Annotated in this window: 28 protein-coding genes and 1 pseudogene; 14 read left to right on the top strand and 15 right to left on the bottom strand. The window is 71.3% G+C overall.

Annotated features, from left to right (window positions below):
- Positions 1-15 precede the first annotated feature (15 nt).
- A complete protein-coding gene (locus ACH4SI_RS04285) occupies positions 16-900 on the bottom strand; it encodes a DNA/RNA non-specific endonuclease (RefSeq protein WP_398292439.1) in 885 nt (294 codons plus the stop codon).
- A 215-nt stretch (positions 901-1,115) separates the two neighbouring features.
- Here ACH4SI_RS04285 and ACH4SI_RS04280 point away from each other — a divergent pair, with 215 nt between their 5' ends.
- Positions 1,116-1,475: an ArsR/SmtB family transcription factor gene (locus ACH4SI_RS04280; protein WP_398292437.1), complete on the top strand. Its 360-nt coding sequence runs from the start codon at positions 1,116-1,118 to the stop codon at positions 1,473-1,475.
- A gap of 21 nt (positions 1,476-1,496) precedes the next feature.
- On the opposite strand, the gene ACH4SI_RS04275 is transcribed toward ACH4SI_RS04280, so the two are convergent.
- From ACH4SI_RS04275 to ACH4SI_RS04250, 6 genes are all read right to left on the bottom strand, one after another.
- Positions 1,497-1,886, bottom strand: coding sequence for an aldehyde dehydrogenase family protein (locus ACH4SI_RS04275; RefSeq protein WP_398292434.1), 390 nt, complete (start codon positions 1,884-1,886; stop codon positions 1,497-1,499).
- 47 nt (positions 1,887-1,933) lie between these two features.
- Complete coding sequence (locus tag ACH4SI_RS04270) at positions 1,934-3,028, bottom strand: cation diffusion facilitator family transporter (protein WP_398292432.1); 1,095 nt, start codon at positions 3,026-3,028, stop codon at positions 1,934-1,936.
- 330 nt (positions 3,029-3,358) lie between these two features.
- Positions 3,359-4,420, bottom strand: a complete 1,062-nt coding sequence (locus tag ACH4SI_RS04265) for a DUF3500 domain-containing protein (protein ID WP_398292430.1) — start codon at positions 4,418-4,420, stop codon at positions 3,359-3,361.
- A 148-nt stretch (positions 4,421-4,568) separates the two neighbouring features.
- A complete protein-coding gene (locus ACH4SI_RS04260; protein ID WP_398292428.1) occupies positions 4,569-5,075 on the bottom strand; it encodes a nitroreductase family deazaflavin-dependent oxidoreductase in 507 nt (168 codons plus the stop codon).
- A 139-nt stretch (positions 5,076-5,214) separates the two neighbouring features.
- A complete protein-coding gene (locus ACH4SI_RS04255) occupies positions 5,215-5,862 on the bottom strand; it encodes a response regulator (RefSeq protein ID WP_398292426.1) in 648 nt (215 codons plus the stop codon).
- Positions 5,859-7,010: a sensor histidine kinase gene (locus ACH4SI_RS04250; protein ID WP_398292424.1), complete on the bottom strand. Its 1,152-nt coding sequence runs from the start codon at positions 7,008-7,010 to the stop codon at positions 5,859-5,861. Before ACH4SI_RS04250 ends, ACH4SI_RS04255 begins: the two co-directional genes overlap by 4 nt.
- A 132-nt stretch (positions 7,011-7,142) precedes the next feature.
- Here ACH4SI_RS04250 and ACH4SI_RS04245 point away from each other — a divergent pair, with 132 nt between their 5' ends.
- Together ACH4SI_RS04245 and ACH4SI_RS04240 are read left to right on the top strand one after the other, a co-directional pair.
- Positions 7,143-7,868: a class I SAM-dependent methyltransferase gene (locus tag ACH4SI_RS04245; RefSeq protein WP_398292422.1), complete on the top strand. Its 726-nt coding sequence runs from the start codon at positions 7,143-7,145 to the stop codon at positions 7,866-7,868.
- A complete protein-coding gene (locus ACH4SI_RS04240; RefSeq protein ID WP_398292420.1) occupies positions 7,865-8,509 on the top strand; it encodes a DedA family protein in 645 nt (214 codons plus the stop codon). Before ACH4SI_RS04245 ends, ACH4SI_RS04240 begins: the two co-directional genes overlap by 4 nt.
- Before the next feature lie 137 nt (positions 8,510-8,646).
- On the opposite strand, the gene ACH4SI_RS04235 is transcribed toward ACH4SI_RS04240, so the two are convergent.
- From ACH4SI_RS04235 to ACH4SI_RS04215, 5 genes are all read right to left on the bottom strand, one after another.
- Complete coding sequence (locus tag ACH4SI_RS04235; protein ID WP_398292418.1) at positions 8,647-9,615, bottom strand: pirin family protein; 969 nt, start codon at positions 9,613-9,615, stop codon at positions 8,647-8,649.
- The gene (locus ACH4SI_RS04230; RefSeq protein WP_398292416.1) at positions 9,612-10,301 is read right to left on the bottom strand and encodes a phosphatase PAP2 family protein; all 690 of its coding nucleotides are present in this window, start codon (positions 10,299-10,301) and stop codon (positions 9,612-9,614) included. The genes ACH4SI_RS04235 and ACH4SI_RS04230 overlap by 4 nt, the downstream gene beginning before the upstream one ends.
- A 67-nt stretch (positions 10,302-10,368) precedes the next feature.
- Entirely contained in the window at positions 10,369-11,304 is a 936-nt protein-coding gene (locus ACH4SI_RS04225) for a M56 family metallopeptidase (protein WP_398292414.1), read from the bottom strand.
- Between the two features lie 108 nt (positions 11,305-11,412).
- Positions 11,413-12,000, bottom strand: a complete 588-nt coding sequence (locus ACH4SI_RS04220) for a DUF5134 domain-containing protein (RefSeq protein ID WP_398292411.1) — start codon at positions 11,998-12,000, stop codon at positions 11,413-11,415.
- 126 nt (positions 12,001-12,126) lie between these two features.
- Positions 12,127-12,723 (bottom strand): helix-turn-helix domain-containing protein, encoded by a 597-nt coding sequence (locus ACH4SI_RS04215; RefSeq protein WP_398292409.1) that lies wholly within the window; start codon positions 12,721-12,723, stop codon positions 12,127-12,129.
- A 96-nt stretch (positions 12,724-12,819) separates the two neighbouring features.
- On the opposite strand from ACH4SI_RS04215, the gene ACH4SI_RS04210 reads away from it, so the two are divergent.
- Together ACH4SI_RS04210 and ACH4SI_RS04205 are read left to right on the top strand one after the other, a co-directional pair.
- Positions 12,820-13,497, top strand: a complete 678-nt coding sequence (locus ACH4SI_RS04210; RefSeq protein WP_398292407.1) for an AzlC family ABC transporter permease — start codon at positions 12,820-12,822, stop codon at positions 13,495-13,497.
- Positions 13,482-13,805 (top strand): AzlD domain-containing protein, encoded by a 324-nt coding sequence (locus ACH4SI_RS04205; protein WP_398292405.1) that lies wholly within the window; start codon positions 13,482-13,484, stop codon positions 13,803-13,805. The genes ACH4SI_RS04210 and ACH4SI_RS04205 overlap by 16 nt, the downstream gene beginning before the upstream one ends.
- 111 nt (positions 13,806-13,916) lie before the next feature.
- Here the strand turns inward: ACH4SI_RS04205 and ACH4SI_RS04200 are convergent, their stop codons facing one another.
- On the bottom strand, positions 13,917-14,309 hold the full coding sequence (locus ACH4SI_RS04200) for a VOC family protein (protein ID WP_398292403.1): 393 nt from the start codon (positions 14,307-14,309) through the stop codon (positions 13,917-13,919).
- A 150-nt stretch (positions 14,310-14,459) separates the two neighbouring features.
- Between ACH4SI_RS04200 and ACH4SI_RS04195 the strand changes: the two genes are divergently transcribed.
- Entirely contained in the window at positions 14,460-14,993 is a 534-nt protein-coding gene (locus ACH4SI_RS04195; protein WP_398293869.1) for a GNAT family N-acetyltransferase, read from the top strand.
- Positions 14,994-15,011: 18 nt separating this feature from the next.
- Here the strand turns inward: ACH4SI_RS04195 and ACH4SI_RS04190 are convergent, their stop codons facing one another.
- The gene (locus ACH4SI_RS04190) at positions 15,012-15,695 is read right to left on the bottom strand and encodes a glycerophosphodiester phosphodiesterase (protein ID WP_398292401.1); all 684 of its coding nucleotides are present in this window, start codon (positions 15,693-15,695) and stop codon (positions 15,012-15,014) included.
- Positions 15,696-15,956: 261 nt separating this feature from the next.
- On the opposite strand from ACH4SI_RS04190, the gene ACH4SI_RS04185 reads away from it, so the two are divergent.
- The 3 genes from ACH4SI_RS04185 to ACH4SI_RS04175 all read left to right on the top strand — a co-directional run bounded on the left by ACH4SI_RS04185 (position 15,957) and on the right by ACH4SI_RS04175 (position 19,272).
- Positions 15,957-17,357, top strand: a complete 1,401-nt coding sequence (locus ACH4SI_RS04185; protein ID WP_398292399.1) for a DUF6421 family protein — start codon at positions 15,957-15,959, stop codon at positions 17,355-17,357.
- 71 nt (positions 17,358-17,428) lie between these two features.
- Positions 17,429-18,214: an SDR family NAD(P)-dependent oxidoreductase gene (locus ACH4SI_RS04180; RefSeq protein ID WP_398292397.1), complete on the top strand. Its 786-nt coding sequence runs from the start codon at positions 17,429-17,431 to the stop codon at positions 18,212-18,214.
- Positions 18,211-19,272, top strand: a complete 1,062-nt coding sequence (locus ACH4SI_RS04175) for a threonine aldolase family protein (RefSeq protein WP_398292395.1) — start codon at positions 18,211-18,213, stop codon at positions 19,270-19,272. Before ACH4SI_RS04180 ends, ACH4SI_RS04175 begins: the two co-directional genes overlap by 4 nt.
- A 70-nt stretch (positions 19,273-19,342) precedes the next feature.
- On the opposite strand, the gene ACH4SI_RS04170 is transcribed toward ACH4SI_RS04175, so the two are convergent.
- Positions 19,343-20,074, bottom strand: coding sequence for a lysophospholipid acyltransferase family protein (locus ACH4SI_RS04170; protein WP_398292393.1), 732 nt, complete (start codon positions 20,072-20,074; stop codon positions 19,343-19,345).
- Positions 20,075-20,265: 191 nt separating this feature from the next.
- Here ACH4SI_RS04170 and ACH4SI_RS04165 point away from each other — a divergent pair, with 191 nt between their 5' ends.
- From ACH4SI_RS04165 to ACH4SI_RS04145, 5 genes and pseudogenes are all read left to right on the top strand, one after another.
- A complete protein-coding gene (locus ACH4SI_RS04165; RefSeq protein WP_398292391.1) occupies positions 20,266-20,637 on the top strand; it encodes a TlpA family protein disulfide reductase in 372 nt (123 codons plus the stop codon).
- Positions 20,638-20,731: 94 nt separating this feature from the next.
- The gene (locus ACH4SI_RS04160) at positions 20,732-20,815 is read left to right on the top strand and encodes a putative leader peptide (RefSeq protein ID WP_373689202.1); all 84 of its coding nucleotides are present in this window, start codon (positions 20,732-20,734) and stop codon (positions 20,813-20,815) included.
- A 56-nt stretch (positions 20,816-20,871) separates the two neighbouring features.
- The gene (locus ACH4SI_RS04155) at positions 20,872-21,378 is read left to right on the top strand and encodes a flavin reductase family protein (protein WP_398292389.1); all 507 of its coding nucleotides are present in this window, start codon (positions 20,872-20,874) and stop codon (positions 21,376-21,378) included.
- Positions 21,379-21,579: 201 nt separating this feature from the next.
- The gene (locus ACH4SI_RS04150) at positions 21,580-22,365 is read left to right on the top strand and encodes an electron transfer flavoprotein subunit beta/FixA family protein (protein WP_398292387.1); all 786 of its coding nucleotides are present in this window, start codon (positions 21,580-21,582) and stop codon (positions 22,363-22,365) included.
- An 84-nt stretch (positions 22,366-22,449) separates the two neighbouring features.
- Positions 22,450-22,910, top strand: a pseudogene (locus ACH4SI_RS04145) (electron transfer flavoprotein subunit alpha/FixB family protein); the annotation flags it as partial.

Here is a 22,910-nt window from a genome sequence, read left to right as displayed (position 1 = left end):
GCGCCTTTCCCGGGCTCATGATTCGTCCATGGCGATGTCGTCGTAGGACTCCAGGAGGGTCCAGGGCCGTGCTGTGCGCACTCCGATGGGGAGCCGGTCGGCGGCCGGCAGCGGGCCCAGGTTCAGGCCGGTGATCCGGGCGATGTCCAGGACGGGCACCTGGAAGGTGCGGAAGGCGCCGAGCGGGGGAGGGTCTCCTACTCGCGCGGCTTCCGCCATGGCCTCGGCCGCGGCGGCCTTGGTGAGGTCGGGGCTCTGGTCGAGCACGTAGGCGCTGGCCGCCAGGTCCCCGTCCTGCATGAACGCCGCGACTTTCCAGAACCGGAGCGGCACCTGGATGCCCCGGTAGGGCGGATCGGAGTCCTCGAGCACGGGCCCGGTGAAGACCGTCAGCTTGCGGGCGAAGTTTTCGGCGTGTTCGAGCAGGAAGTTCTCCAGGCCCTGCCACAGCTGCTTGCCCTGGTTGAAGACGTTCATCTGGGGCGCGGCGTTCGTGTAGTGGAACGTGTCCTGGTCGGCCGTGGAGGCTTGCAGGCCCCATACCGGGTCGAGCCTGCGGACCAGGTGGCCTTTGTCGAGGGGGTTGTCCTGGTAGACGGGGTCGCCGGTCTGCTGGGCTTCGGGGAGGCGGGGGTCGAAGCGCCAGTCGTCGGTGCGTGGCACATCGACGAGGTTCGCGCCGTCGATCGTGACGGCTGTTGCGGCGGCCAGCCGCCGGTCCGGACGGAAGACGACGCTGAAGTTGGTGTAGGGGAGGATCACGGTTTTGATGCCCGAATCGGCGGGTGCGGGCAGCGGTACGGCCGGCCCCAGGAAGCGGTCGTTGTAGCCCTTGCGATCCGCCAGGGACTCGCGGCCGGCGGCCTCCGTGTGCGAATTCGGGTCAGGATGTGTGGACATATTATTGTCGTACCGCGCAGCCTTGGCTCACATACGGGCCCGGCGGGCGGACTCACCCGGCTGGTCGAAGGGCGGCCGGGCTGACGAGGGCGTTGGACGGCGTGCGGTTCTCGGCTACGACTATGTGCTTATGAATGCACATGTATATCTTTTGGGCGCCGCCATGGGCGGGACATCATGGCCGCCGCATCAGGGGCGCGCTCTACGATGGGTGCATGCCGGTGAGTGAAGAATCCGCGACTGCGGCGACAGCGCATACCCATCCCAGCGGTGCGGCGCAGTTCTCCGCGGCCGCCAATGTCTTCTCGCTGCTCTCCGATCCGACCCGGTTGCATCTGGTGTGGTCCCTCGCCCGGGGGGAGGCCGATGTGAACACCCTGACCTCGGCCAGCGGAGCGGCCCGCCCGGCGGTGAGCCAGCATCTGGCCAAGCTGAGGCTGGCCGGGCTGGTCGAGGTGCGCAAGGAGGGGCGCCGCTCGGTCTACTCCCTCCACGACGGCCATCTGCGCCGCCTGGTCGTCGAGGCCGTCAACCACGCCGATCACATGATCACCGGAGCCCCGTCCCACGATTGAGGCCGGGCGGTTCGTGAGCGGTCACGCGCCGCGGCGTACGGCGACGATCTTGGGCTCGGTCGGGGCCTCCACTGGGTAGCGCACGCCCTCACGGCCGACGCCCGATCGCTTGGGCCCGCCGAAGGGCATGGCGTCGATCCGGAAGTCGCTGCTGTCGTTGATCATCACTGCGCCCACCCGCAGCTGTTCCGCGATGTCCAGGGCGCTCTCCAGCGCCGTGGTGAAGACACCCGCCTGGAGGCCGTAGGGGGTGTCGTTGGCGCGGACGACGGCCTCGTGCACCGTGTCGAACGGCTCGACCACGAGCACCGGGCCGAAGACCTCCTCGGTCATCACCTTCGCGTCGGCCGGCACGTTCGTGAGCGCGGTCGGCCAGTGGAACGCGCCGTCGCGGCGCCCTCCGGTACGCACGACGGCGTCGTTGGGAGGGGCCCCGGCGGCGCGGCCGGGGCCCTCCTTCACGTCGTGTGGTGGGCGAGCTTCAGGTGTGGATCATGTACGCCCGGTCCGAGGGCCGGGTCGGTGTGCACGAGCGCGGCGGTCAGCCGTGGTACCGCGTGGATGAGCGCGTGCTCGACCTCGACCGCCACGGCATGCGCCTCCTGCACGCTCAGTCCGCCGTCCACCTCGACCGTTGCCTCGGCGCGCAGCTTGTGGCCTATCCAGCGCATCCGCAGCTCCGAGACGCGCAGTACGCCGGGTACGTCGCGTGTCGCGGCCTCTCCCGTGTCGACGAGGGCGGGGTCGACGGAGTCCATGAGGCGGCGGAAGACCTCGCGTGCCGCGTCCTTGAGGACGAGCAGGATCGCGGCGGTGATGAGCAGCCCGACGAGGGGGTCGGCCAGCCGCCAGCCGAGTGCGGCGCCGCCGGCTCCGGCCAGCACGGCCAGCGAGGTGAAGCCGTCGGTGCGGGCGTGGAGCCCGTCGGCGACCAGCGCCGCCGAGCCGATCTTGCGGCCGACGCCGATGCGGTAGCGGGCCACCCATTCGTTGCCGATGAACCCGACGACCGCCGCGATGGCCACGACGCCCGGATGGGAGATGTCGCGCGGGTTCATCAGCCGGTCGATGGCCTCGTAGGCGGCGACGGCCGCGGAGGCGGCGATGGTGAGGACGATGACGATCCCGGCCAGATCCTCGGCGCGGCCGTAGCCGTAGGTGAACTTGCGGTTCGCCGCGCGCCTCCCGAGGACGAACGCGACGCCGAGCGGCAGCGCGGTCATCGCGTCGGCGAAGTTGTGGATGGTGTCGCCCAGCAGCGCCACCGAACCGGAGGTGAGGACGACCACGGTCTGGAACACCGCGGTGGCACCCAGGATGGCCAGGGAGAGCCACAGCGCGCGCATGCCCTCGGCCGACGACTCCATCGCGGAGTCGACCTTGTCCGCCGCCTCGTGCGAGTGCGGCTTCACCAGGTGGGTGACCTGGTGCTTCCAGCGCGACCACGGGCTCTTGCCGTGGCCATGGTCGTGGTCGTGGCTGTGCCCATGGTCGTGGCCGTGCCCGTGCCCGTCGCGGTGAGCCGGTGTGTGGGGGTGTTCGTGGGCCTTCACGTATGGCTCACCTTCCAGGGACGTCGCCGTTGCTTTCTCATGTGCATACGAGTGCACCAAAGCACCTATTGAATCGCACAGAATGGTTTCGCTGTCAAGGAGTGGCGACGGGGCGGCCAGGCCATGGGTCGGGTGGCGTGGAGGTCGTCGACGACATGGCTGTGGCTGTGCCGCCGGGCGCCGAGCGGTGGATCAGAAGGCCGGTGGGGTGAGCACCATCGAGCACGCGGCGCCGAACGCGGTCCACGCGGCGAGCAGTGCCGGCCACCGCCACGCGGCCGCGACCGCGAGATTGAGGGCAGCACCGCGGAGTGCAGCCTGGCGACAGCGCTACCGGCGGCCGTGGAACTCCCTGAGATGTCGGGCGAGAACGTCGTCGCCGAAGTCGCCTTCGGGGTCGCGCCAGACCGTGTGGATGTGGTTGACGTCGCGCTGGGTGTTGTCGTACTCCGCCAGCAGGCGGGGGCCCTGGAGGCGGTAGTAGTGCGGTTGCCCTTTCTCGATGCCGCCGGCCCAGGCGAAGTGCACGTCGTGGAGCTTGTCGTCGGCGAACTTCGCCGCCTCGCGCTCGGCGAGTTCCTCGGGGATGCGGCCGAGGTACACATCCAGCAGCGCCCGCAATTGATCCCGCTGTTCACCGGACATTTGGGCGGCCGGAAGCCCCTTCGGCGCCGTGGTCAGCTCGACGGCTTGGTGGTCCTCCGGCCGCCCACGCGTCAGTTCCGGCAGCGGCATCACCAGGTCGCCGTCGCCGATGCGCGGCTGGTTGCCGCCGACGATGTCGGCCGGGGCGATGGGGGAGAGGAGGGTGCGGGCCGACTGCTCCTCGTCGAGGGAGCGCACCAGGTCCCGCGCCAGGTCCTCCGCTGCGCCGAGCGGGCGGAGGAGGTGCGGGCCGAGCAGCGGGGATTCCGCGGGGTCGGCCCCGAGGAAGCACGGGGTGCTGCCGACTACCCGCCCGTCGGTGACCGCGTGCTGCACCGACACATGGTGGCCGCCGAACCGCCAGGACCACGGGCCGTCCGCGCTCGGCTCGCCGAAGATCCGCAGCCAGTACATCTGGGGGTCGCGGCCACGCTCCCGCCCCCAGTTCGCCTGCCAGCCCTCCACCCGGTCCAGGACGTTCTCCAGGCCCATGATCGCCGAGGCCGTCACATAGCCGGCCTCGGAGAGGCCGGTCGCGACCAGGCGCATCGCCAGGCGCTGCTGCGCGGGGCGCATCCGGAGCAGCGGGAGACCGCCGTGGTCGGTCGGGGTGTAGTTCCAGCGGTGGCGCTCCTCCTCGGACGGCCACGGCAGCGCGGCCGCCGCGCGCTGCTCGTCGTCGAGGCTGTCCAGCCAGGTCTTCGCGGCCTCGGCCATGCGCTCGGCCGGATTCCGTCCCGTCATCATTTCTCCTCGGGGATCTCCCGGCTGACCGTGGTCTTGATGCTCATCAGCGGTACGGGTTCTCCGGATTCCTCGGCAGAAACGACGCCCGGTCCAGGTCGCTGTCGGCGAGGACGGGTAGTGCGGCGAAGGCCGGGCCGGGCAGGCCGGCCTACGGGGCGGGCTCGCAGATGACGACGGGAATCTGCCGGGCGGTCCACGCCTGGTACTTGTCGAAGTCGGCGTACATCGCGACGAGGCGAGGCCACAGTTCGGCTCGCTCGGCAGGGCCGGCCGTGCGGGCGCGCATCCTGCGGATGGTGCCTCGCCGTTGGAGGGTGACCCGGGGATCGGCTTGCGTGTTGAGGTACCAGAGCGGGTGCTTGGGCAGGCCGCCCTGAGAGGCCACGAGCACCACCCGGTCGCCGTCGACCAGACACAGCAACGGCAGGGTACGCAGCCGCCCGGTCTTGCGGCCCTTGGTGGTGAGCAGACAGACGGGCACACCGCGCGGGAAGGCGCTGCCGAACCGCCAGGTGCCGCCGATCCGGCCCCCGGTGGCGCGGTAGACGAGGACGTTCAGCCGGGACATCAGCTTCATGATCTTCGTCACGACCGGTGAGTCGAGGCCCTTCGGGCGCTGGACCGTCATCGGCGAGGCGGGGTCCTGTTCGGGCATGTCCTCTCGATTCCGTTCGGCGCAGTGGTCAGGAACGGGCAGGTCCGCGGGTGGGCCGGAGCGCGGCAGGAGGCCGTGGCCCCATAGAGAACCGGATGACCCCGACAATGGCAAGAGACGCGCCGGTGGGTCAGGGGGGTCAGTTGAGTCCCGCGTCGCGGGCGAGGAGGGCCGCTTGGACGCGGTTGGTGACCTCCAGTGCGGCGAGGATGCGGCTGACGTGGGCTTTGACGGTGCTTTCGCGCATGGTGAGGCGGGTGGCGATATCGGCGTTGGTCTCGCCCCGGGCGAGGAGGCCGAGCACGTCGCGTTCGCGGGGGGTGAGCCGCTCCAGCCGGGCCTGGGCGGCGGTGGCTTTGGGCTGGGTGGTGGCGTGGTAGCGGTCGAGGAGGTGGCGGGCCGCGGTGGGGTGGAGCATGGCGGAACCGGCCGCCACCAGGTGGACGGCGCGCAGGATTTCGGCGGGGTCGGTGTCTTTGAGTAGAAAGCCGTCGGCTCCGGCGGCGAGGGCGTTGTAGACGTATTCGTCGAGGTCGAAGGTGGTGAGGGTGATCACCTTCGGGGGGTGGGGGAGGGCGCGGAGCCGGGTGGTGGCGCTGATGCCGTCCATGCGGGGCATGCGTACATCGACGAGCGCGACGTCGATGCGGTGCGCGGTGGCCTGTTCGATGGCCTGGAGGCCGTCCGCGGCCTGAGCGACGGTCTCGATGCCCTCGTCGCCGTCGAGGAGGTCGGCCAGGCCGAGTCGGACCAGCGCGTCATCGTCGACGATCATGGCGCGGATCATGTGGGGGTGCCGTTCTGTTCGATGCTGGACGGGTGGGGGATGCGGGCGGTCATCCGCCAGGCGCCCGCACCGGCCGGTCCGGCGCTCAGGTGGCCACCGAGGGCGGTCACGCGTTCGCGGAGGCCGACGAGTCCGTATCCGCTGCCGACGGTGTCCGCGCGGGGACTACCAGGGGGGTTGGTGATCTCGACGCGTGTGGCCGGGGGCCGGTAGTCGACGCGTACGGTCACCGGGGCACCGTCGGCGTGCTTGCGGGCGTTGGTCAGCCCTTCCTGGACGATGCGGTAGACGGCCAGCCGGTGGGTTGTGGGGGCGTGTTCGGGAAGACCGTCCGTGGTCCACTCGATGTGCTGACCGGCGGCGCGGGCTTCGTCCGCCAGGCCCTGTACCTCTCTCACCATGGGTGTGCGCGTGGCGCTTGCCCGAGTGGAGTCGGGCTCGCGCAGAGCCCCGAGCACATCGCGCAGGTCGGCGAGAGCCTCGACGGACGTTTCCCGCAGCAACCCGAGCCGTTCGCCGACCGGTCCGGGCAACGTGTCCTTCCTGGTGGACAGGACACCGGTGTGCAGGGCGATCAGGCTCAGCCGGTGGGCCAGGACGTCGTGCATCTCGGCGGAGATGCGGGAACGTTCCGCGGCGCGGGCCGCTTCCTCGCGCAACTGCGCCTCGGTGCGCAGATGCTCGACCTCGGAGGCCAGTGCCCGGACCAGGCGCCGACGGTTACCGAGCCACAGCCCGACGACGAAGGCCAAGAGCATGAAGGCCAGTGCTGAGACATACCTCTGCTCTGCCCACAGCCGGGTTTCCGGGTAACCGATGAGGTTGGCGCCCAGCGCGACGGCAGTGCAACCCACCGCCACCCGCATCCTGCGAGCCAGGGCCAGGTCGAACATGACGATCGCCAGCAGCAACACCGTGAGCCATCCCCACCACACCGTCACCGCGGTGACCAAAAACGGTGCGAGAGGCCATCGCAGCCTCGGCACGAGCAGGGCCACACCGCAGACCACTGCCGACGCGATGATCGGGGCCCGGTACCGACCGCCACTGATCGATGCACCGTTCAACCCGGCGATCAGCACAAGAAACACCACGAGCCCCACGCGCCCGACGAGTGCTGCCCATCCCGAGACCGTGCTTCTGCTCACCCACACAATCCTAGGCAGCCCCTCTCCCGATCCGTCCGACGATCGGCGATCCTCGCCCTCTACTTTCGTAGGGGGACACCGTCGTAGAACGGCGGATTCAGTGCCGGGCGCGGCTGCCTAGCGTCAATTCCCATGAACGATCGGACCACCTCCCACGACCGCGTCCTCGCGCGGCGTCATGCCGAAGGCTGGATGTTCCTGCTCGAAGCGGCTCGTGATCAACGGACCACCGGTGCCATAGCCCCCAGCGGTCCGGCCCTGGCCCGCGCCTTGACCGACCCGGTACGGGTGCTTGGCCCCCGCCCGCTGGCCATCTTGGAAGCCGGTGCGGGCACGGGGGCGGTCACCCGCGCTCTGATTCCACAGCTCTCCTCGGGCAGCCGCCTGGACATCGTCGACGCCAACCCGCGCTTCACCGCACGGCTGCGCCACCTTGTCGCCACGCACCCGCATCTGGCAGGCAGGCCCCGGCAGGTGCGGGTGCACCAGACCTTCATCGAGCAACTCGACACCGCTCAGCGTTACGACGTGATCGTCTCCGGTCTGCCGCTGACCAACTTCGCCCCCCACCAGGTCGAGACGATCATGAGTCGCTACATGGAACTGCTGCATCCCGGCGGCACACTGACCTACTTCGCCTACCGCGGCACGCTCAAGGCCCGCGCTCTGCTGGCCTCTCGCGCCGAGGCACGCCGGCACGCGGCGGTCGGCGAGGTCATGGGCTCCTACCAGCGCCGCTATGCCACCGGCTGCTGGACCGTGTGGGCCAACCTGCCCCCGGCCCACGTCTGGCACCTGCGACGCCCCCTCGCCTCCCACCGTGAGCAGGAGCATCCCCCGACCGGAGCGAGGCGGTGAACGCGCTTCCCGGCCTCCTCGACCACCCTTCCCCCACTTCTGCGTACGCGGTGGTGGTCCTCGCCGTCCTGGCCGAGTCGGTCCTGCTGATCGGCGCCTTCATCCCCACGCTCACCTTGTTGCTGACCGCCGGCGCATTGGCCCGCACCGGTCACGTCAGCCTCCTTCCCGTCATCGCGGTTGCGGCCTGCGCGGTGATCGCAGGTGACTTCCTCGCCCACCGCACGGGAAGACTCCTGGGCCATCAGCTGCGTGCGGGGCGCCTGGGCCGTCGAATCCCCGGAACGGCCTGGCGGCACGCCGAGGCACTGATGACCCGCCACGGTGGCCGAGCCGTCTTCCTGGCCCGCTTCCTTCCCGTGGTCCGCACCCTGGCGCCCCATTTCGCGGGCGCCACCCGCCTGCCGTACCACCGGATCGCTCCCTACAGCGTCGCCGGCGCTTGCGTGTGGGCCACAGCCGAGGTTGGCGCCGGGTATGCCGCCGCGACATCTCTGCACCGGGTTCTCGCGCTCGGTGGCCCCGCGCTCGCCGCGGCAGGCGTGATCGCGGCCGGGGGCGTGGTCGTGTTCCGAAGGCGGCGGTCCAGGCGTTCGCGACACCTAGGCCGTCGCTTCAGCCGACGGATCAAGTGTCCCTGACGGGTAGTCAGGAAAGTCGGCATTGGGTCAGCAAAAGGTCTGCCAGAGGCTGTCACAGGCGGCCAATCCCGGGACTCGTCACCGACCCCGGGGATGATCAAGCGGTCGGAACTCCTCGCCTCTGATGAAAGCCCAGGTCAGCGCGTGCGTCCGCGGGGTTTGAGGGGGACGGGAGGGAGGTCGGGGGCGGGGAGCGGAGGACCGTCGTAGCCTTGCACCTCGCCGAAGCGGCGGCCCGCCGCCCAGTCCTCGCGGGCCTGGGTGATGTCGTCGTGGGAGCGGCCGATGAAGTTCCACCACATCACGATCTTCTCCTCGAACGGCTCGCCGCCCAGCAGCATGAACGCGCTGTCCACGTCCGCCCGCAGGGGAAGCTCGCTTCGGCCGCAGCCGAGGTAGAGGAGTGAGCCGGGGGCCAGGCGGACGCCGTCCACCTCGGCTTCGCCGGACATCGTGAGGGCCGCGTATTCGTAGTCGGGCCGAACCGGCAGGTGGGCGTCGGTGCCTGCCGCCAGGGTGATGTCGGCGCCCATCAGCGGGGTGAAGGTGGTGCCGGGCGAGGCCGCGCCGTCGAGGTCGCCGAGGATGACGGTGGCGCGCAGGCCTCCGCCGCCGGTGATCTGCGGCAGGGCGGCGTGGTGCTCCCAGGTCGGGGCTGTGTGGCGATCGCTGTCGGGGAGGGCCACCCATAGCTGGGCGCCGTGCAGGAGCGGGGCGTGGGCGCGGGGGGACTCCTCGGAGTGCGCTATGGCCCGGCCCGAGGTCATCAGCCCCAACTCGCCGGGGCGCAGGGTCTGCAGGCTGCCGAGGCTGTCCCGGTGCAGCACCTCGCCGTCGTGCAGCCAGCTCACCGTCTGCAGGCCCATGTGGGGGTGCGGGGGGATCTGCATGCCCGGCTCGTCGGCGATGTCGTCCGGGCCGTAGTGATCGACGAAGCACCAGGCGCCGATCATGCGCCGGCCCAGGTTCGGCAGCAGGCGGCGCACCACGGTGGACTCGCCCAGCGGAACCTGCTTGGAGGTCAGCAGCTCGCGCACCGGCCGCGCGGTGACGTCGGCACGGCCGCCGCACACGGTCGCCGTGGGGCGCGGATCGAGATTGCTCATGGACGAACTCTCCCATCGGAGGAGGATTTCCGCTCGTCCCTGTGGATAACGGAGTACGGGCAGGTGGCGACCGCCCAGGCGACCAGCGCCGCGCCCAGCAGCCAGCCGCCGAGGACATCGGTGGGCCAGTGGACGCCCAGGTACAGCCGGGTGACTCCGACGCCGAGCACGGAGACGGCGGCCACGGCGGTGGCCAGGCGTTGCCAGGGGGCGGGCGCGCCGTGCAGTTTCAGCATCCACAGCAGCAGTCCGAAGGTGACGGTCGCGGTGAGGGCGTGGCCGGAGGGGAAGGCCGCGTAGTGCGCCGAGTCCACCGGATTCGCCCAGTGCGGGCGGGGGCGGTCGAGGAGTGCCTTCACGCCCTGCTGGAGGGCGGTACCGGAGGCCGCGGTGACGACGATCCACAGGGCGAGCGTCCGCTCCCGGCGCAGCAGCAGCCAGAGGACCATCACGGCCGTCAGGGCGCGCATCGTCCAGGGGTCCCAGAACCAGTCCGTCAGCACTCTGTTGGTCTCGGTCCAGCCGGGATGGTCGAGCGCGGAGCGGTGCAGGGGGACGACGATGTCCCGGTCCGCGCCCGTCAGCGGCCCCCAGCGGGCGGCGACGAGAGCGAGCAGCGCGACGGAGAGAACGCTGAGCACCGCTGCGATGCGGAGGGCGTGGGGGTGGTGGATCTGCGGCTGCATGGTGTCGATGATCGCCGATGCCGGGTGCGCGGGGCCAGCACGCGAGAGGGCGCCGTACCTCGGCGGGTCAGCCCAGCACCCGCAGCGCCGGGATCAGGGTGACCAGCAGCGGGACGACGGGGACCAGCGCGGCCGCGGCGGTGAGCTGCAGACGGCGTACGGGGGAGAAGCGCGCCGCGGGGGCCAGGAGCCGGTCCACGCGCTGCGGGACCTGCGTGAGTCCGCTGGGGCAGGGGCCGAACACCCCCCGGTCCTCGTTGAGTTCCACGAGCGCCAGCGCGGTCGTCGTCCGCCCGAACCGCCGTGACGCGGAGTCGTCGGCGGCCAGCTCGACCAGCCGGTGCACCTCGTCCCGGAACGCCGCGAACACCGGCACCTGCGGAAATCCCCCGGCGAGCGCGGCGGCGCAGTGCAGCAGCCAGTGGTGGCGGGCTCGCGCGTGGCCCTGCTCATGGGCGATCACGGCGTCCAGCCGGCGCCCCTTGAGTCGGCGCAGGGCCGCGGTCGTGATGACCAGCTGGGGCGTGGCGCCCGGGAGCCACCAGGCGTCGGGCTTGTCGCCCTCCAGGACCACGAGCCGCTCCCCGGCGGGCTCCTCGCCGGGCAAGACGGGGGAGCGGACGAGGAGTTCGGCGCGGTGCTGCCTGCGCCAGGCGTGGGCGCGGCCGATCTCGCGGGTCAGCATGACGGCGGACCATACGGCGCCGAAGGCCAGGGCGAGGGCGACGGGTGCCGCCCAGGGGCCGTAGCCGGACAGCGCGTACGCCTCCACGACGCCGTTGGGCGCGGGGGCGAAGACGTTCCCGCGGACGGCCTCGGAGGCCGCCGCGGCGGTGAGTGCCATGGTGAGCGCGCAGCACAGCAGCACTCCGACGACGACGCATTGCCATACCCACAGTGCGAGTACGGGTTCGCGGTCGACCCATGTGGAACGGGACATCAGGCGCGGCGCCATTGCCGCCACCAGTGCGCCGAGGCCCATCAGCGCGAGCGGGACCATCATGGCCGTCACCCTATGGTCGGCGCGGTCGGCCCGGGTACGTCCGCGCGGGCGAAGTGACGTACGCCACGGTTTGCCTGGCGTCGTCGCCCGGCATGCCCGGCGGAGGGCTCAGAGCGTCAGCAGCATCGCGAACATCCCTATGGCCATCGTGAGCCGACACGCATGGCGCAGTTCGGGCCGCCGCGACCAGTCGGCGGACGGCGCGCCGACCGCCGCCACCGCGCCGTCCGTCATCGGCAGCAGCCGCAGACCGGATCGGACCGCGTAGACCGCGAAGTAGGCGAGGAGCGCGCCGGTGAGCACCGGTATGCCGCCTGCCATGCCGCCCGCCGCCATGTCTCCGCTCGCGGCCATCGCGGCGTCATGGCCGTGGCCGCCCGGGGAGGCCGTCATCATCGCCCACGCCATGTACACCATCGCCAACGCCCCTATGGCGTGGTGCAGATGATGGTGCCCCACCGCCCGTACGGCCGCGACGCCGAACACCGCCGCGAAAACGGGCGGGCCCCACGGCCGGGGGTCCAGGGCGGCGGACGGCACGGCCATCGCCGCCATCCCCCACCCCATGAGCGCCTCCGCGCGCGCGACCCGGCGGCCCGGCCCGGGCGGCTCGCCGCGCGTATTCAGCAGGCAGTACGTGCCGGTGGCGGCGCACAGCGCGACCAGCAGCCAGCCGATCAGCGGAGGTCCGTGCACGGCACACCTCCCGGTCCGGAACGCGGCGGACGTCTGCCGGGAGACTGCCCGCGCGCGAACCGGCCTACGGGAGCGCACGGGCGCAGCGGGGGAGCGCGCGGACGCCCGGCGGGCGGTACGGACGGGTCAGTTGTGCTCGGAGATGAGTACCGCCCGCGTGGACGGTTCGAGCGCCTCGAAGATGTGGGGCAGGTCGCCCGGATAGGCGACGTAGTCACCGGGGCGCAGCTCGACCGGGTCGTCGGCGAGGCCGACCCGGGCCCGGCCCGTGGCCAGCACGACGTGCTCCACGACGCCGGGCATGTGCGGATCGGAGGCGCGCACCGCGCCGGGCTCGGCGGTGAGGCGGTAGATGTCCCGGCGCGCGCCGGGCGGGCCCGCGGACAGCATGGCGGCCTGGTAGTCGGCCTGCGCGGAGGCGAGCGTCACCCCCTCGTCGGCCCTGATCACATGGACGCGGGGCCGCGGCGGGTCGAGGAGCCGCGAGGGTGGCACGTCCAGGGTGACGCACAGCGACCACAGGGTCTCCAGGCTGGGGTTTCCGCTGCCCGACTCCAGCTGGGAGAGCGTGGACTTCGCGATTCCGGCGCGCCGGGCCACCTCGGTGAGCGACAGCCCGGCCCGGCCGCGCTCGCGTCGCAGTACGGCCGCGATCGAGTCCATCGGGACCTTGGCCGAAGCCGCCGAGGCCGCCGAAGTCGCTGCCGGTACTTCCTGTGCCATCCGTTCGCTCCATACGTGATGTGTTCGGTTTGACGAACGAGCCCCGCGGTGTTCATTCTATGCGTCATGCATTCGATATGGAGAACGCTCGATCGTGTGCTGCTACGGGACATCGCGCTCGTCTGCCTGGCCATCGGCGTCACCAGCCTGTCGTACGGGGCGATCGCCGTCGCGTCCGGTCTCCCGCTGTGGGTTCCGGCGGCACTGAGCGTGCTGGTGCTCGCCGGAGCCTCGGAGTTCCTGTTCGTCGGCCTTGTCGCCGCGGGCGGCAGCCCCATCGCGGCGGTGCTGGCCGGGCTGGTGGTCAACGCCCGCCACCTGCCGTTCGGGCTGGCCCTGCCCGATGTCCTCGGCCGCGGCCGGCGGCGTCTCCTCGGCAGCCATCTGATGAACGACGAGAGCGTCGTCTTCGCGCTCGCCCAGGACGGCATCGCGCGGCAGCGCGCCGCCTACTGGGCCTGTGGTCTGGGCGTCCTGCTCTGCTGGCCGCTGGGTGCGGTGGCCGGCGGCCTGATCGGCACGGTCATCGACGACACCGACCTGTTCGGGCTCGACGCGATGTTCCCGGCCATCCTGCTGGCCCTGGTCCTGCCCGCGCTGCGCGACCGGGACAAGCGCCTGGCGGTCCCGGCGGGCGTCGCCATCGCCCTGGCCACCACCCCGTTCCTGCCCGCCGGAGTGCCCGTCCTGCTCGCCCTGGCCGGGGTGGCGCTCGCCGCCGTACCGGGGAGGACGAACGATCCCGAGAAGGAGCGCCCGTGCCCGGCCCCCTGACGCTGGCCGCCGCGATCCTCGCGCTCGCGGCCGGTACGTACGCCCTCCGCATCGCCGGACCGCTGCTGCGCAGCCGGATCACGCTTCCGCCGCGGACGGAGAAGCTGATGGAGACCGCCGCCATCGTCCTGCTGGCCGCCGTCGCGGCGACGACGGCGCTCACCGAGGACCACGGCCCCGCCGGGATCGCCCGTCCGGCCGGGGTCGCGGTCGCCGGAGTGCTCGCCTGGCGCAAGGCGCCGTTCCTGGTCGTCGTCCTGGCCGCGGCCGCCACCGCTGCCGGGCTGCGCCTGCTCGGTGTGCATTAGAGGCCCCTGGGGGGCGGCGGGGGGCGTCAGGGGCGGGGTAGCGCAGGGGCTGGGGTCCTCGGGGACCTCCACGACCGCGATGCGCACGCCGTCGGGGTCGGTGCTCCGCTGCTAGATCCCCGGCCGATAGCGCATCGGGTGATCCTCCGGGACCTCCACGATAACGATTTTGAGCCCGTCGGGGTCGGCGATCCACATCTCGATCAGTCCCCACGGCTCCTTCTTCGGCGGCCGCAGGATCTCCACGTCCCGGGCCGCCAGTTCCGCGTGGGCCGCCTCCGCGTCCGCGACCTGGAGCCACAACTGGAGCCCCGGCGCGGGCGGGGTCTCGGAGCGGCCGGACACCTCCAGGAAGCCGCCGCCCAGGAAGAAGACCGTGCCGCGCTCGGGGCCGGTCCCGAACTCGCGGTAGATCGCCAGGCCCAGCGCCTCGCCGTAGAAGGCCCGCGAGCGCTCGGGATCCGTCGGCCGCAGCAGTGTGCGGCTGCTCAGTGGGTGCACCATGACCGCGACCCTACGCACCCCGCGCCGGGCGGGGCAGGGTTAGGGTCATCTTCACGTCATCCGCCGGTTCCGGCCGCCCGCCGCCCGGCGCCCGTCGACCTGTGCCGCCCGTCGACCTGTAAGGACACCGCCGCCGTGAACACGCCCGCCATGAACACCGCCGAGCTCACCTACCGAGGGGCCACCGAGGCCGACATCGAGCCGCTGGTCGCGCTGATCGAGTCGGCGTACCGCGGGGACGTCAGCCGGGCCGGATGGACGACGGAGGCGGACATCCTGGGCGGGCAGCGCACCGATCCCGAGGGCGTGGGGGCCGTCGTACGGGGCGCGGACAGCCGGATGACGGTCGTCGAGCGGGGCGGTGAGCTGATCGCCTGCTGCCAGCTGGAGCGCCGCGGCGAATATGCCTACTTCGGCATGTTCGCCGTGCGGCCCGGGCTGCAGGGCGGCGGCCTCGGGAAGATGATCATCGCCGAAGCCGAGCGGTTCGCGGCGACCGAGTGGGCCGCCCGCGAGATGCACATGACCGTGATCACCGCCCGCGAGGAGCTGATTGCCTGGTACGAGCGGCGCGGCTACGCCCGTACGGGACGGATGACCCCGTTCCCGTACGGCGACGAGCGCTTCGGCGTGCCGCACCGCCCTGACCTCGAGTTCGAGCTGCTGATCAAGCCGCTGGGCTGAGCGTGGTCACAGCGGCGCTCACGCCGTGTAGCGCGCCGCCCGGCGGATCTCCGGGAAGTCGGTCGTGCCGCCGTCGAGGCGGAGGCCGCGGGCCAGCTTCAGATGGTCCGGGGTGTTCACCGTCCAGCCGATGACCTTGAGGTCGGCGGCGTGGGCGCGCTCCACCAGCTCCAGGGTCAGCCGGCGGATGTTGAGCACCAGCATCCCGGCGCCGACGGCGTGTGCCCGGTCGATGGCGTCGAGCCCGTAGCGGCTGGCCACCAGGGCGGTGCGGGCGCTGGGCAGGAGGGTGCGGATCTCGGCGAGGGCCTCGTCGTGGAAGGAGATCACGTCGACCCGGCCGAGCAGATCGCGGTCGGTCAGCACGTCGGCCAGGGCCCGTGCGGCGGCCACGTCCTTGATCTCGGCCTGCAGCGGCGCCTTCACCGCGTCCACGACCTCCTCGAAGACCGGGATCCGCTCCCCGTCCCCGGCGTCCAGCTCGCGCAGCTCGGCGAGGGTGAAGTCGCTGATCGGGCCCTTGCCGTCGGTCGTGCGGTCGACCTCGGCGTCGTGCATCACGACGAGCGCGCCGTCCTTGCTGAGGTGGAGGTCCAGTTCGATGACGTCGAGGCCCTCGTGCTCGGCCCGGACGAAGGAGCGCAGGGTGTTCTCCGGTTCGACGCCCATTACTCCGCGGTGTCCGATGGTGAGAAAGGTCAACGTGATCTCGCTCTTCTGTCGGGCTTTTCGTCGCTCTTCGGCTGTGTGGAGGCACGGGCTGGCCGGACCGGCGCTCAGCCTAACGGCCGCCTCCGGCAGGACCGCTCAAGCGGGGCCGTGGCATGGTCCGGGGCGGATGGGGCAGGAAAAACGGCGGTGGTGCGGAGGTGACGCAGGACGATTTCCGTTGCCCGGCCTTGAGTGGGGGATCATCCACGGATACGGTGTCTATACAGAAGGTTCTCCGGTGAAGGAGTCGTCATGACGGAAATTCTTTCGTCCGTGATAGCGGACGGTGGCATTCTGCCTGCGGAGCGTGTGATCGAACACCCGGCCTGGCCATCCCTCAAAGGCGCTGTAGAAACGATTCGCCCCTGGCAGTCCAAGGACGGTTCCATCGACTTCGACGCCGAGGGGGCGCCACCACGTCACCGCGCCCGCGACACGCTCGAAAGGGTGATCGCGGCCATCGAGGAGCTGGCCCCGCTTCTCCCGCACAACGCCGCATACCACCGCGCGCTCGTCGCCGATCTGCGCCGCTGGGCCGACGACGGCTTCGGCGTCCCCGACTTCCTCGACTCGCTGCTCGCCTTCCAGCCCGCGAAGCAGCGCGCCGACGGCCTCCAGCACCTCGTCGTCTTCCCCATGTACACGCAGAACGGCAACCCGAACCGCAACCTTGAGGCGGTCGTCCTGCGCATGGTCTGGCCCGACTGGCTGGCCGAGCTGGAGCGCACCCGTTACGACAACCCGCTCTACCTGGGTCTCGCCTTCGAGGACTTCACCCCCGGCTACGACACCAACTCGGCGGTGCTCTTCCCGGAGACCATCGCCGTGCGCGAGGCCCCCGAGCGCTTCTCCTGGGGCGGCATCTTCTGCGACCGCGAGGCCGCCCGCTTCCGCCGGGTCAGCGAGGCCGCCGTCCGGGCGCTGGGCATCGAACTCCCCGACGACATCCGGGACATGCTCGCCGACCAGCGGCGCTGCCAGGAGGCGTTCGCCCTGTGGGACATGGTCCACGACCGCACCCACAGCCATGGCGACCTGCCGTTCGACCCCTTTATGATCAAGCAGCGCCAGCCGTTCTGGATGTACGGCCTGGAGGAGCTGCGCTGCGACCTCACCGCCTTCAAGGAGGCCGTGAAGCTCGACGCGGAGGGGCTCGCCCAGGCGCGTGACGTCCAGTACGCCGTCATCTTCGACCGGATGTTCCGGTTCCCCGTCACCGGCGAGCGGGTCCGCAACTACGACGGGCTCGGCGGCCAGTTGCTCTTCGCCTACCTCCACCAGCACGACGTCGTACGCTGGACGGACAACACCCTGCACATCGACTGGTCGCGCGCCTCGCAGGTCACCAACCAGCTGTGCGGCGAGATCGAGAAGCTGTACCGGGACGGCATCGACCGGCCCAAGCTCGTGCACTGGTTCAAGGCGTACGAGCTGGTGTCGACCTATCTCGCCCCGCACCCCGGCTCCGTCTGGGCCAAGGGCCCCGACGCGCTGGACCTGACGCAGCCGCCGCGCAAGCTCGTCGACGACGTGCTCCCCGACGAGTTTCCGCTGAGCATGTTCTACGAGGCGCTCGCCAAGAAGCTGCGGGACGTGGTCGCCTCCACCAAGGGCATCACGGCCGGCGAGGACGACCTACGAGCGGCGGCGTGAGCCCCGCGGCGGACCGCCCACGCCGCCCACCGGACGAACGCACCGCACCGGATGACGAGGAGACAGCGAGCATGACCACACCGACGTCGAGCCCGACCCCCAACGAGCCGAGCGGCAGGACACCGCTGGACGGCGCCGTGGTGGCGGTGGCCGGTGCGGCGGGCCCGGCGGGCCGTGCCGCGCTGCTCCGCCTCGCCGAGGCCGGTGCCACCGTCGTCGCCTCCGACTCCGACCCCGCGCGGCTGGCCGAGGCCGTCGACGCGGCGCGCTACGCCCACGGCGGCGCGGTCGTCACCGGCGAGACCGTCGACCTGCTCGACCTCGACGCCACCCGCGCCTGGGCCGACCGGACCGAGAAGGAGTTCGGCCGCGTCGACGGCCTGGTCCACCTCGTCGGCGGCTGGCGCGGCAGCAAGACCTTCGCCGACGCCCCGCTCGCCGACTGGGACACCCTGCACGATCTGCTGATCCGCACCGCCCAGCACACCTCGCTCGCCTTCCACGACGCCCTTAGGCGCACCGGCAACGGCCGCTATGTGCTGATCAGCGCGGCGGGCGCGTCCCAGCCCACCGCCGGCAACGCCGCGTACGCCGCCGCCAAGGCCGCCGCCGAGGCGTGGACGCTTGCGCTCGGCGACTCCTTCCGCAAGCTGGGGGGCGAGAGCGGCCCCCCGGCCGCGGCTGTCATCCTGGTGGTCAAGGCGCTGGTGCACGACGCCATGCGCGCGGAGCGCCCCAACGCGAAGTTCGCGGGCTTCACCGACGTCACGGAGCTGGCCGAGGCCATCACCGGAGTCTGGGAGCGGCCCGCCCGGGAAGTGAACGGAACCCGCCAGTGGCTGACCCCCAAGCCGTGAGCACCGACGCCCGCCGTCACCACGACCCCGAGGTACGCGGCTTCGCCAGTGACAACTACGCGGGCGGCCACCCGGAGATCCTCGCCGCGCTCGCCCTCGCCAACGGCGGCCATCAGGTCGCCTACGGCGAGGACGACTACACCGCGCATCTCCAGCACGTCATGCGCAGCCACTTCGGCCCCTACGCGCAGGCGTTCCCGGTGTTCAACGGCACCGGCGCCAACGTCGTCGCGCTCCAGGCGCTCACCGACCGCTGGGGCGCGGTCATCTGCGCCGACACGGCGCACATCAACGTCGACGAATGCGGTGCGCCCGAGCGGGTCGGCGGGCTGAAGCTGCTCACCGTGCCCACCGAGGACGGCAAGCTCACCCCCGACCTCATCGACCGCGAGGCGTACGGCTGGGACGATGAGCACCGGGCGATGCCGCAGGTCGTCTCGATCGCCCAGAACACCGAGCTGGGCACGGTCTACACGGTCGACGAGATCCGCGCGATCTGCGAGCACGCCCATGAGCGCGGCATGAAGGTCCATCTCGACGGGGCCCGGATAGCCAACGCGGCCGCGGCACTGGACGTGCCGATGCGGTCGTTCACCAATGTGCCGGGCGTGGACGTGCTCTCCTTCGGCGGCACCAAGAACGGCATGCTCTTCGGCGAGGCCGTCGTCGTCCTCGACCCGGACGCGGTGCGCGCCATGAAGCATCTGCGCAAGCTGTCCATGCAGCTGGCGTCCAAGATGCGGTTCGTCTCCGTCCAGCTGGAGGCCCTGCTCGCCCGTGACCTGTGGCTGCGCAACGCGCGCCACGCCAATGCCATGGCGCGGCGGCTCGCCGAGGGGGTGCGCTCGGTCGACGGCGTCACGATCCTGCACCCCGTCCAGGCCAACGCGGTCTTCGCCCGGCTGCCGCACGACGTGAGCGAACGCCTCCAGAAGCGGTACCGCTTCTACTTCTGGGACGAGGCGGCGGGCGACGTGCGGTGGATGTGCTCGTTCGACACCCGGGAAGAGGACGTCGACGGCTTCGTGGCGGCCCTCCGGGAGGAGATGAGGCGCTAGGCGCTTCCGGCGGCCGCCCCCAGCGGTGCACGGCCGCCGGGGCCCAAGAGGATTTCCGGGGCCCCGGGGATCACCGCCCGCGGTCCAGGGCGATGGCCTCCGCCGGGGTGGGGGCCGTACCGCCCAGGTGGGCCGGGACCCACCAGGTGTCGTCCGGGCCCTTCGGCCGCACCGGGTACGCCCGCTGCGCCGCCTCCAGCAGCTCCTGCACCCGCCCCCGCACCCGCTCGGTGAGCGTGTCCGACGGCTCCGTCGGGTCGGCCTCCATCGGCTCACCGACGCGCATCGTGATCGGGAAGTGGTTGCGGCCCAGCGCCCGCTTGTGGCCCTTGGTCCACAACCGCTGCGTCCCCCACAGCGCCATCGGCAGCAGCGGTACGCCCGCCTCCTGGGCCAGCCGGGCCGCGCCCGACTTGAAGTTCTTCAGGGCGAACGAGCGCGAGATGGTCGCCTCGGGGAAGACGCCGATGATCTCGCCGGAGCGCAGGGCCTTCAGGGCGTGCTTGTACGCGTCCATGCCCGCGGCCCGGTCCACCGGAATGTGCTTCATGGCCCGCATCAGCGGCCCGGAGACCTTGTGCCGGAAGACCGCTTCCTTCGCCATGAATCGCACCAGCCGCTTCGACGGACGGGCGGCGAACCCGGCGAACACGAAGTCGAGATAGCCGATGTGGTTGCTCACCAGAACCGCGCCACCCCGCTCCGGGACATTCTCGGTGCCCTTCATGTCGATACGCAGGTCCAGCACCTTGAACATGGTGCGGGCCGCGCCGATCACCGGCGGGTAGACGAGCTCTGCCATAGAGGGGACCCTTCATCGTTTTCCCTGGGAGGGCTCTCCCGGCGGAAGTTACGCAGCCGTAGGTTTCCCGGCTTCTGGCAGATGGTGCCCTATGTCATCTCTCTGTGCTAGCGCGGGTCCCCGCCCGGTCGCGAGATCCTCATCACGTCGGGCTCTGGGGAATCCCCTAAAGGCCCATGTCGCTGCACCCTATGACGGCATCCGATGCGGAGGGCAGCGTGCGAAACGAGCAGCGACAGGGCGAGGCGGACCAGGGCGGACGGCTCGAAGCCGCCCAGCTCGGAGCGGATCTGGGCGTCCGGGCCACCCTCGTCCAGTTCTCCAGCGCCTTCTGCCAGCCCTGCCGGGCCACCCGGCGGGTCCTGGCCGAGGTGGCCCACATGGTCGATGGCGTGGCCCATGTCGAGATCGACGCCGAGGCGCATCTGGAACTCGTACGGATGCTGGACATCGTGCGGACGCCCACCGTGCTGGTCCTCGACGCGGACGGCCGGGTCGTGCGCCGGGCGGCCGGACAGCCGCGGACCGCGGACGTCATCGCCGCCCTGGGCGAAGCGGTCTGATCCGGCGTGAGATCACGACAGATGACCCCGTGGCGGACTTCCGCCCACCGGTCCGTACTTGACGGTGCGCTGCGGGCATCGTCAAGGTGACGTCATGCGGCCTGGACTTCTTCTTCTCTACGGACGCGTACACGTGGATCTCGTGCGGACCGCGAGTGCGCGGTGTCCGGGCGGGTGAGCGACGACGACAGTACGGCTCCCCCCGCTCGCACCCCACCGCAGAAGGACACGTTCATGACCGCTTCGCCCAGCCTCGGCGCGCCCAGGCTCAGCGCCCCCGAACTCTTCCGCTCCGTCTTCCGCAGGCACGCCGCCGGTGTCGCGGTGATCACCGCGCACGGGACGCACCCCGTCGGCTTCACCGCGACCTCCCTGGCCTCCGTCGCCGCCGAGCCGCCGCTGCTCTCCTTCGGTGTCGGCAAGGGCTCCTCCAGCTGGCCGGTGATCGCCGAGGCCGAGCACGTCGGCGTGCACGTCCTGGGCGAGCACCAGCGGGAGCTGGCCGCGACCTTCGCGCGCAGCGGCGCGGACCGCTTCGGTCCCGGCACCGGCTGGCGCACCGGGCCCGAGGGGGTGCCGGTGCTGGACGGGGTGCTGGCGTGGCTGGTGTGCCGGGTGGTGGCCCGGATACCCGCCGGGGACCATCGCGTGGTGATCGGCGAGGTGGTCGCGGGCGACCCGGCGGGCGCCGGCCGTCCGCTCCTGTACCACCAGGGGAGCTTCAACGCGCTGCGCGACTGATCCGTCCCGCTGATCATCCGTTGGCAAGGTCACAGTTCAACCGGGTTGCGTACGGGGAACACCCTGGGTGTACTGGCGAGTAATATTTCGTTCGGTGCATGGGCCGCCCCCGGCCGCCAACCGACCGGGAAGAGCCCCCGAGGGCGCCTATGCTGCCAGCACAAGGCAGCCCGGAAGAGACGATGCAGTAGGAGAGCCGGCGTGAGCTTGAGGATCGTTGTCTGTGTGAAGTACGTGCCCGACGCCACCGGCGATCGGCACTTCGCCGAGGACCTGACGCTCGACCGTGACGATGTGGACGGCCTGCTCTCGGAGCTGGACGAGTATGCGGTCGAGCAGGCCCTCCAGATCGCGGACGAGGCGGACGACGCGGAGATCACGGTGCTGACCGTGGGTCCGGAGGACGCCAAGGACGCGCTGCGCAAGGCGCTGTCGATGGGTGCCGACAAGGCCGTGCACGTCGAGGACGACGATCTGCACGGCACGGATGCGCTGGGCACCTCGCTGGTGCTGGCCAAGGCTGTGGAGAAGGCCGGTTACGACCTGGTCGTGTGCGGTATGGCGTCCACGGACGGCACGATGGGCGTGCTGCCGGCGATCCTGGCCGAGCGGCTGGGTGTGCCGCAGGTGACGCTGCTGTCGGAGGTCTCGGTCGAGGACGGCATCGTCAAGGGGCGCCGGGACGGTGACACCGCGACCGAGCATCTGGAGGCGTCGCTTCCGGCGGTGGTGTCGGTGACCGACCAGTCGGGTGAGGCCCGTTACCCGTCGTTCAAGGGGATCATGGCGGCGAAGAAGAAGCCGGTGACCTCCTGGGACCTGTCCGACCTAGACATCGAGGCCGAGGAGGTGGGTCTTGAGGGCGCCTGGACGAAGGTCGACGGCGCCGAGGAGCGCCCGGCCCGCACGGCGGGCACGATCGTCAAGGACGAGGGCGAAGGCGGCAAGCAGCTCGCCGCCTTCCTCGCGGAGCGCAAATTCGTCTGACCAGGCAGCCTGGCGGGTCGGAAGTTCATCTGACCGCCACCGCCGCCCCCCGCCCCCTCGCATTCGCAGGAGAGAAGAAGTCCCATGGCTGAAGTCCTCGTCTATGTCGACCACGTGGACGGTGCCGTCCGCAAGCCCACCCTGGAGCTGCTGACCCTGGCCCGCCGCGTCGGCGAGCCCGTCGCCGTCGCCCTGGGCGCCGGTGCCGCGGACACCGCCGCCACCCTCGCCGAGTACGGCGCGGTGCGGGTGCTGACCGCCGACGCCCCGGAGTTCGCCGACTACCTCGTCGTACCGAAGGTGGACGCGCTCCAGGCGGCGTATGAGGCCGTGAACCCGGCCGCCGTCCTGGTCCCCTCCTCGGCGGAGGGCAAGGAGATCGCGGCCCGTCTGGCGGTCCGTATCGGGTCGGGCATCATCACCGACGCCGTTGATCTGGAGGCCGGTGCCGAGGGTCCGGTGGCGACGCAGTCGGTGTTCGCGGCCGCGTACACCACCAAGTCCCGGGTCTCCAAGGGCACGCCGGTCATCACGGTCAAGCCCAA

It is taken from the genome of Streptomyces sp. NPDC021212, from assembly GCF_044332925.1.
Classification (GTDB): domain Bacteria; phylum Actinomycetota; class Actinomycetes; order Streptomycetales; family Streptomycetaceae; genus Streptomyces.
Note: the sequence above shows the minus strand (reverse complement) of the source record. Positions and strands in the feature narration are given on the sequence as shown.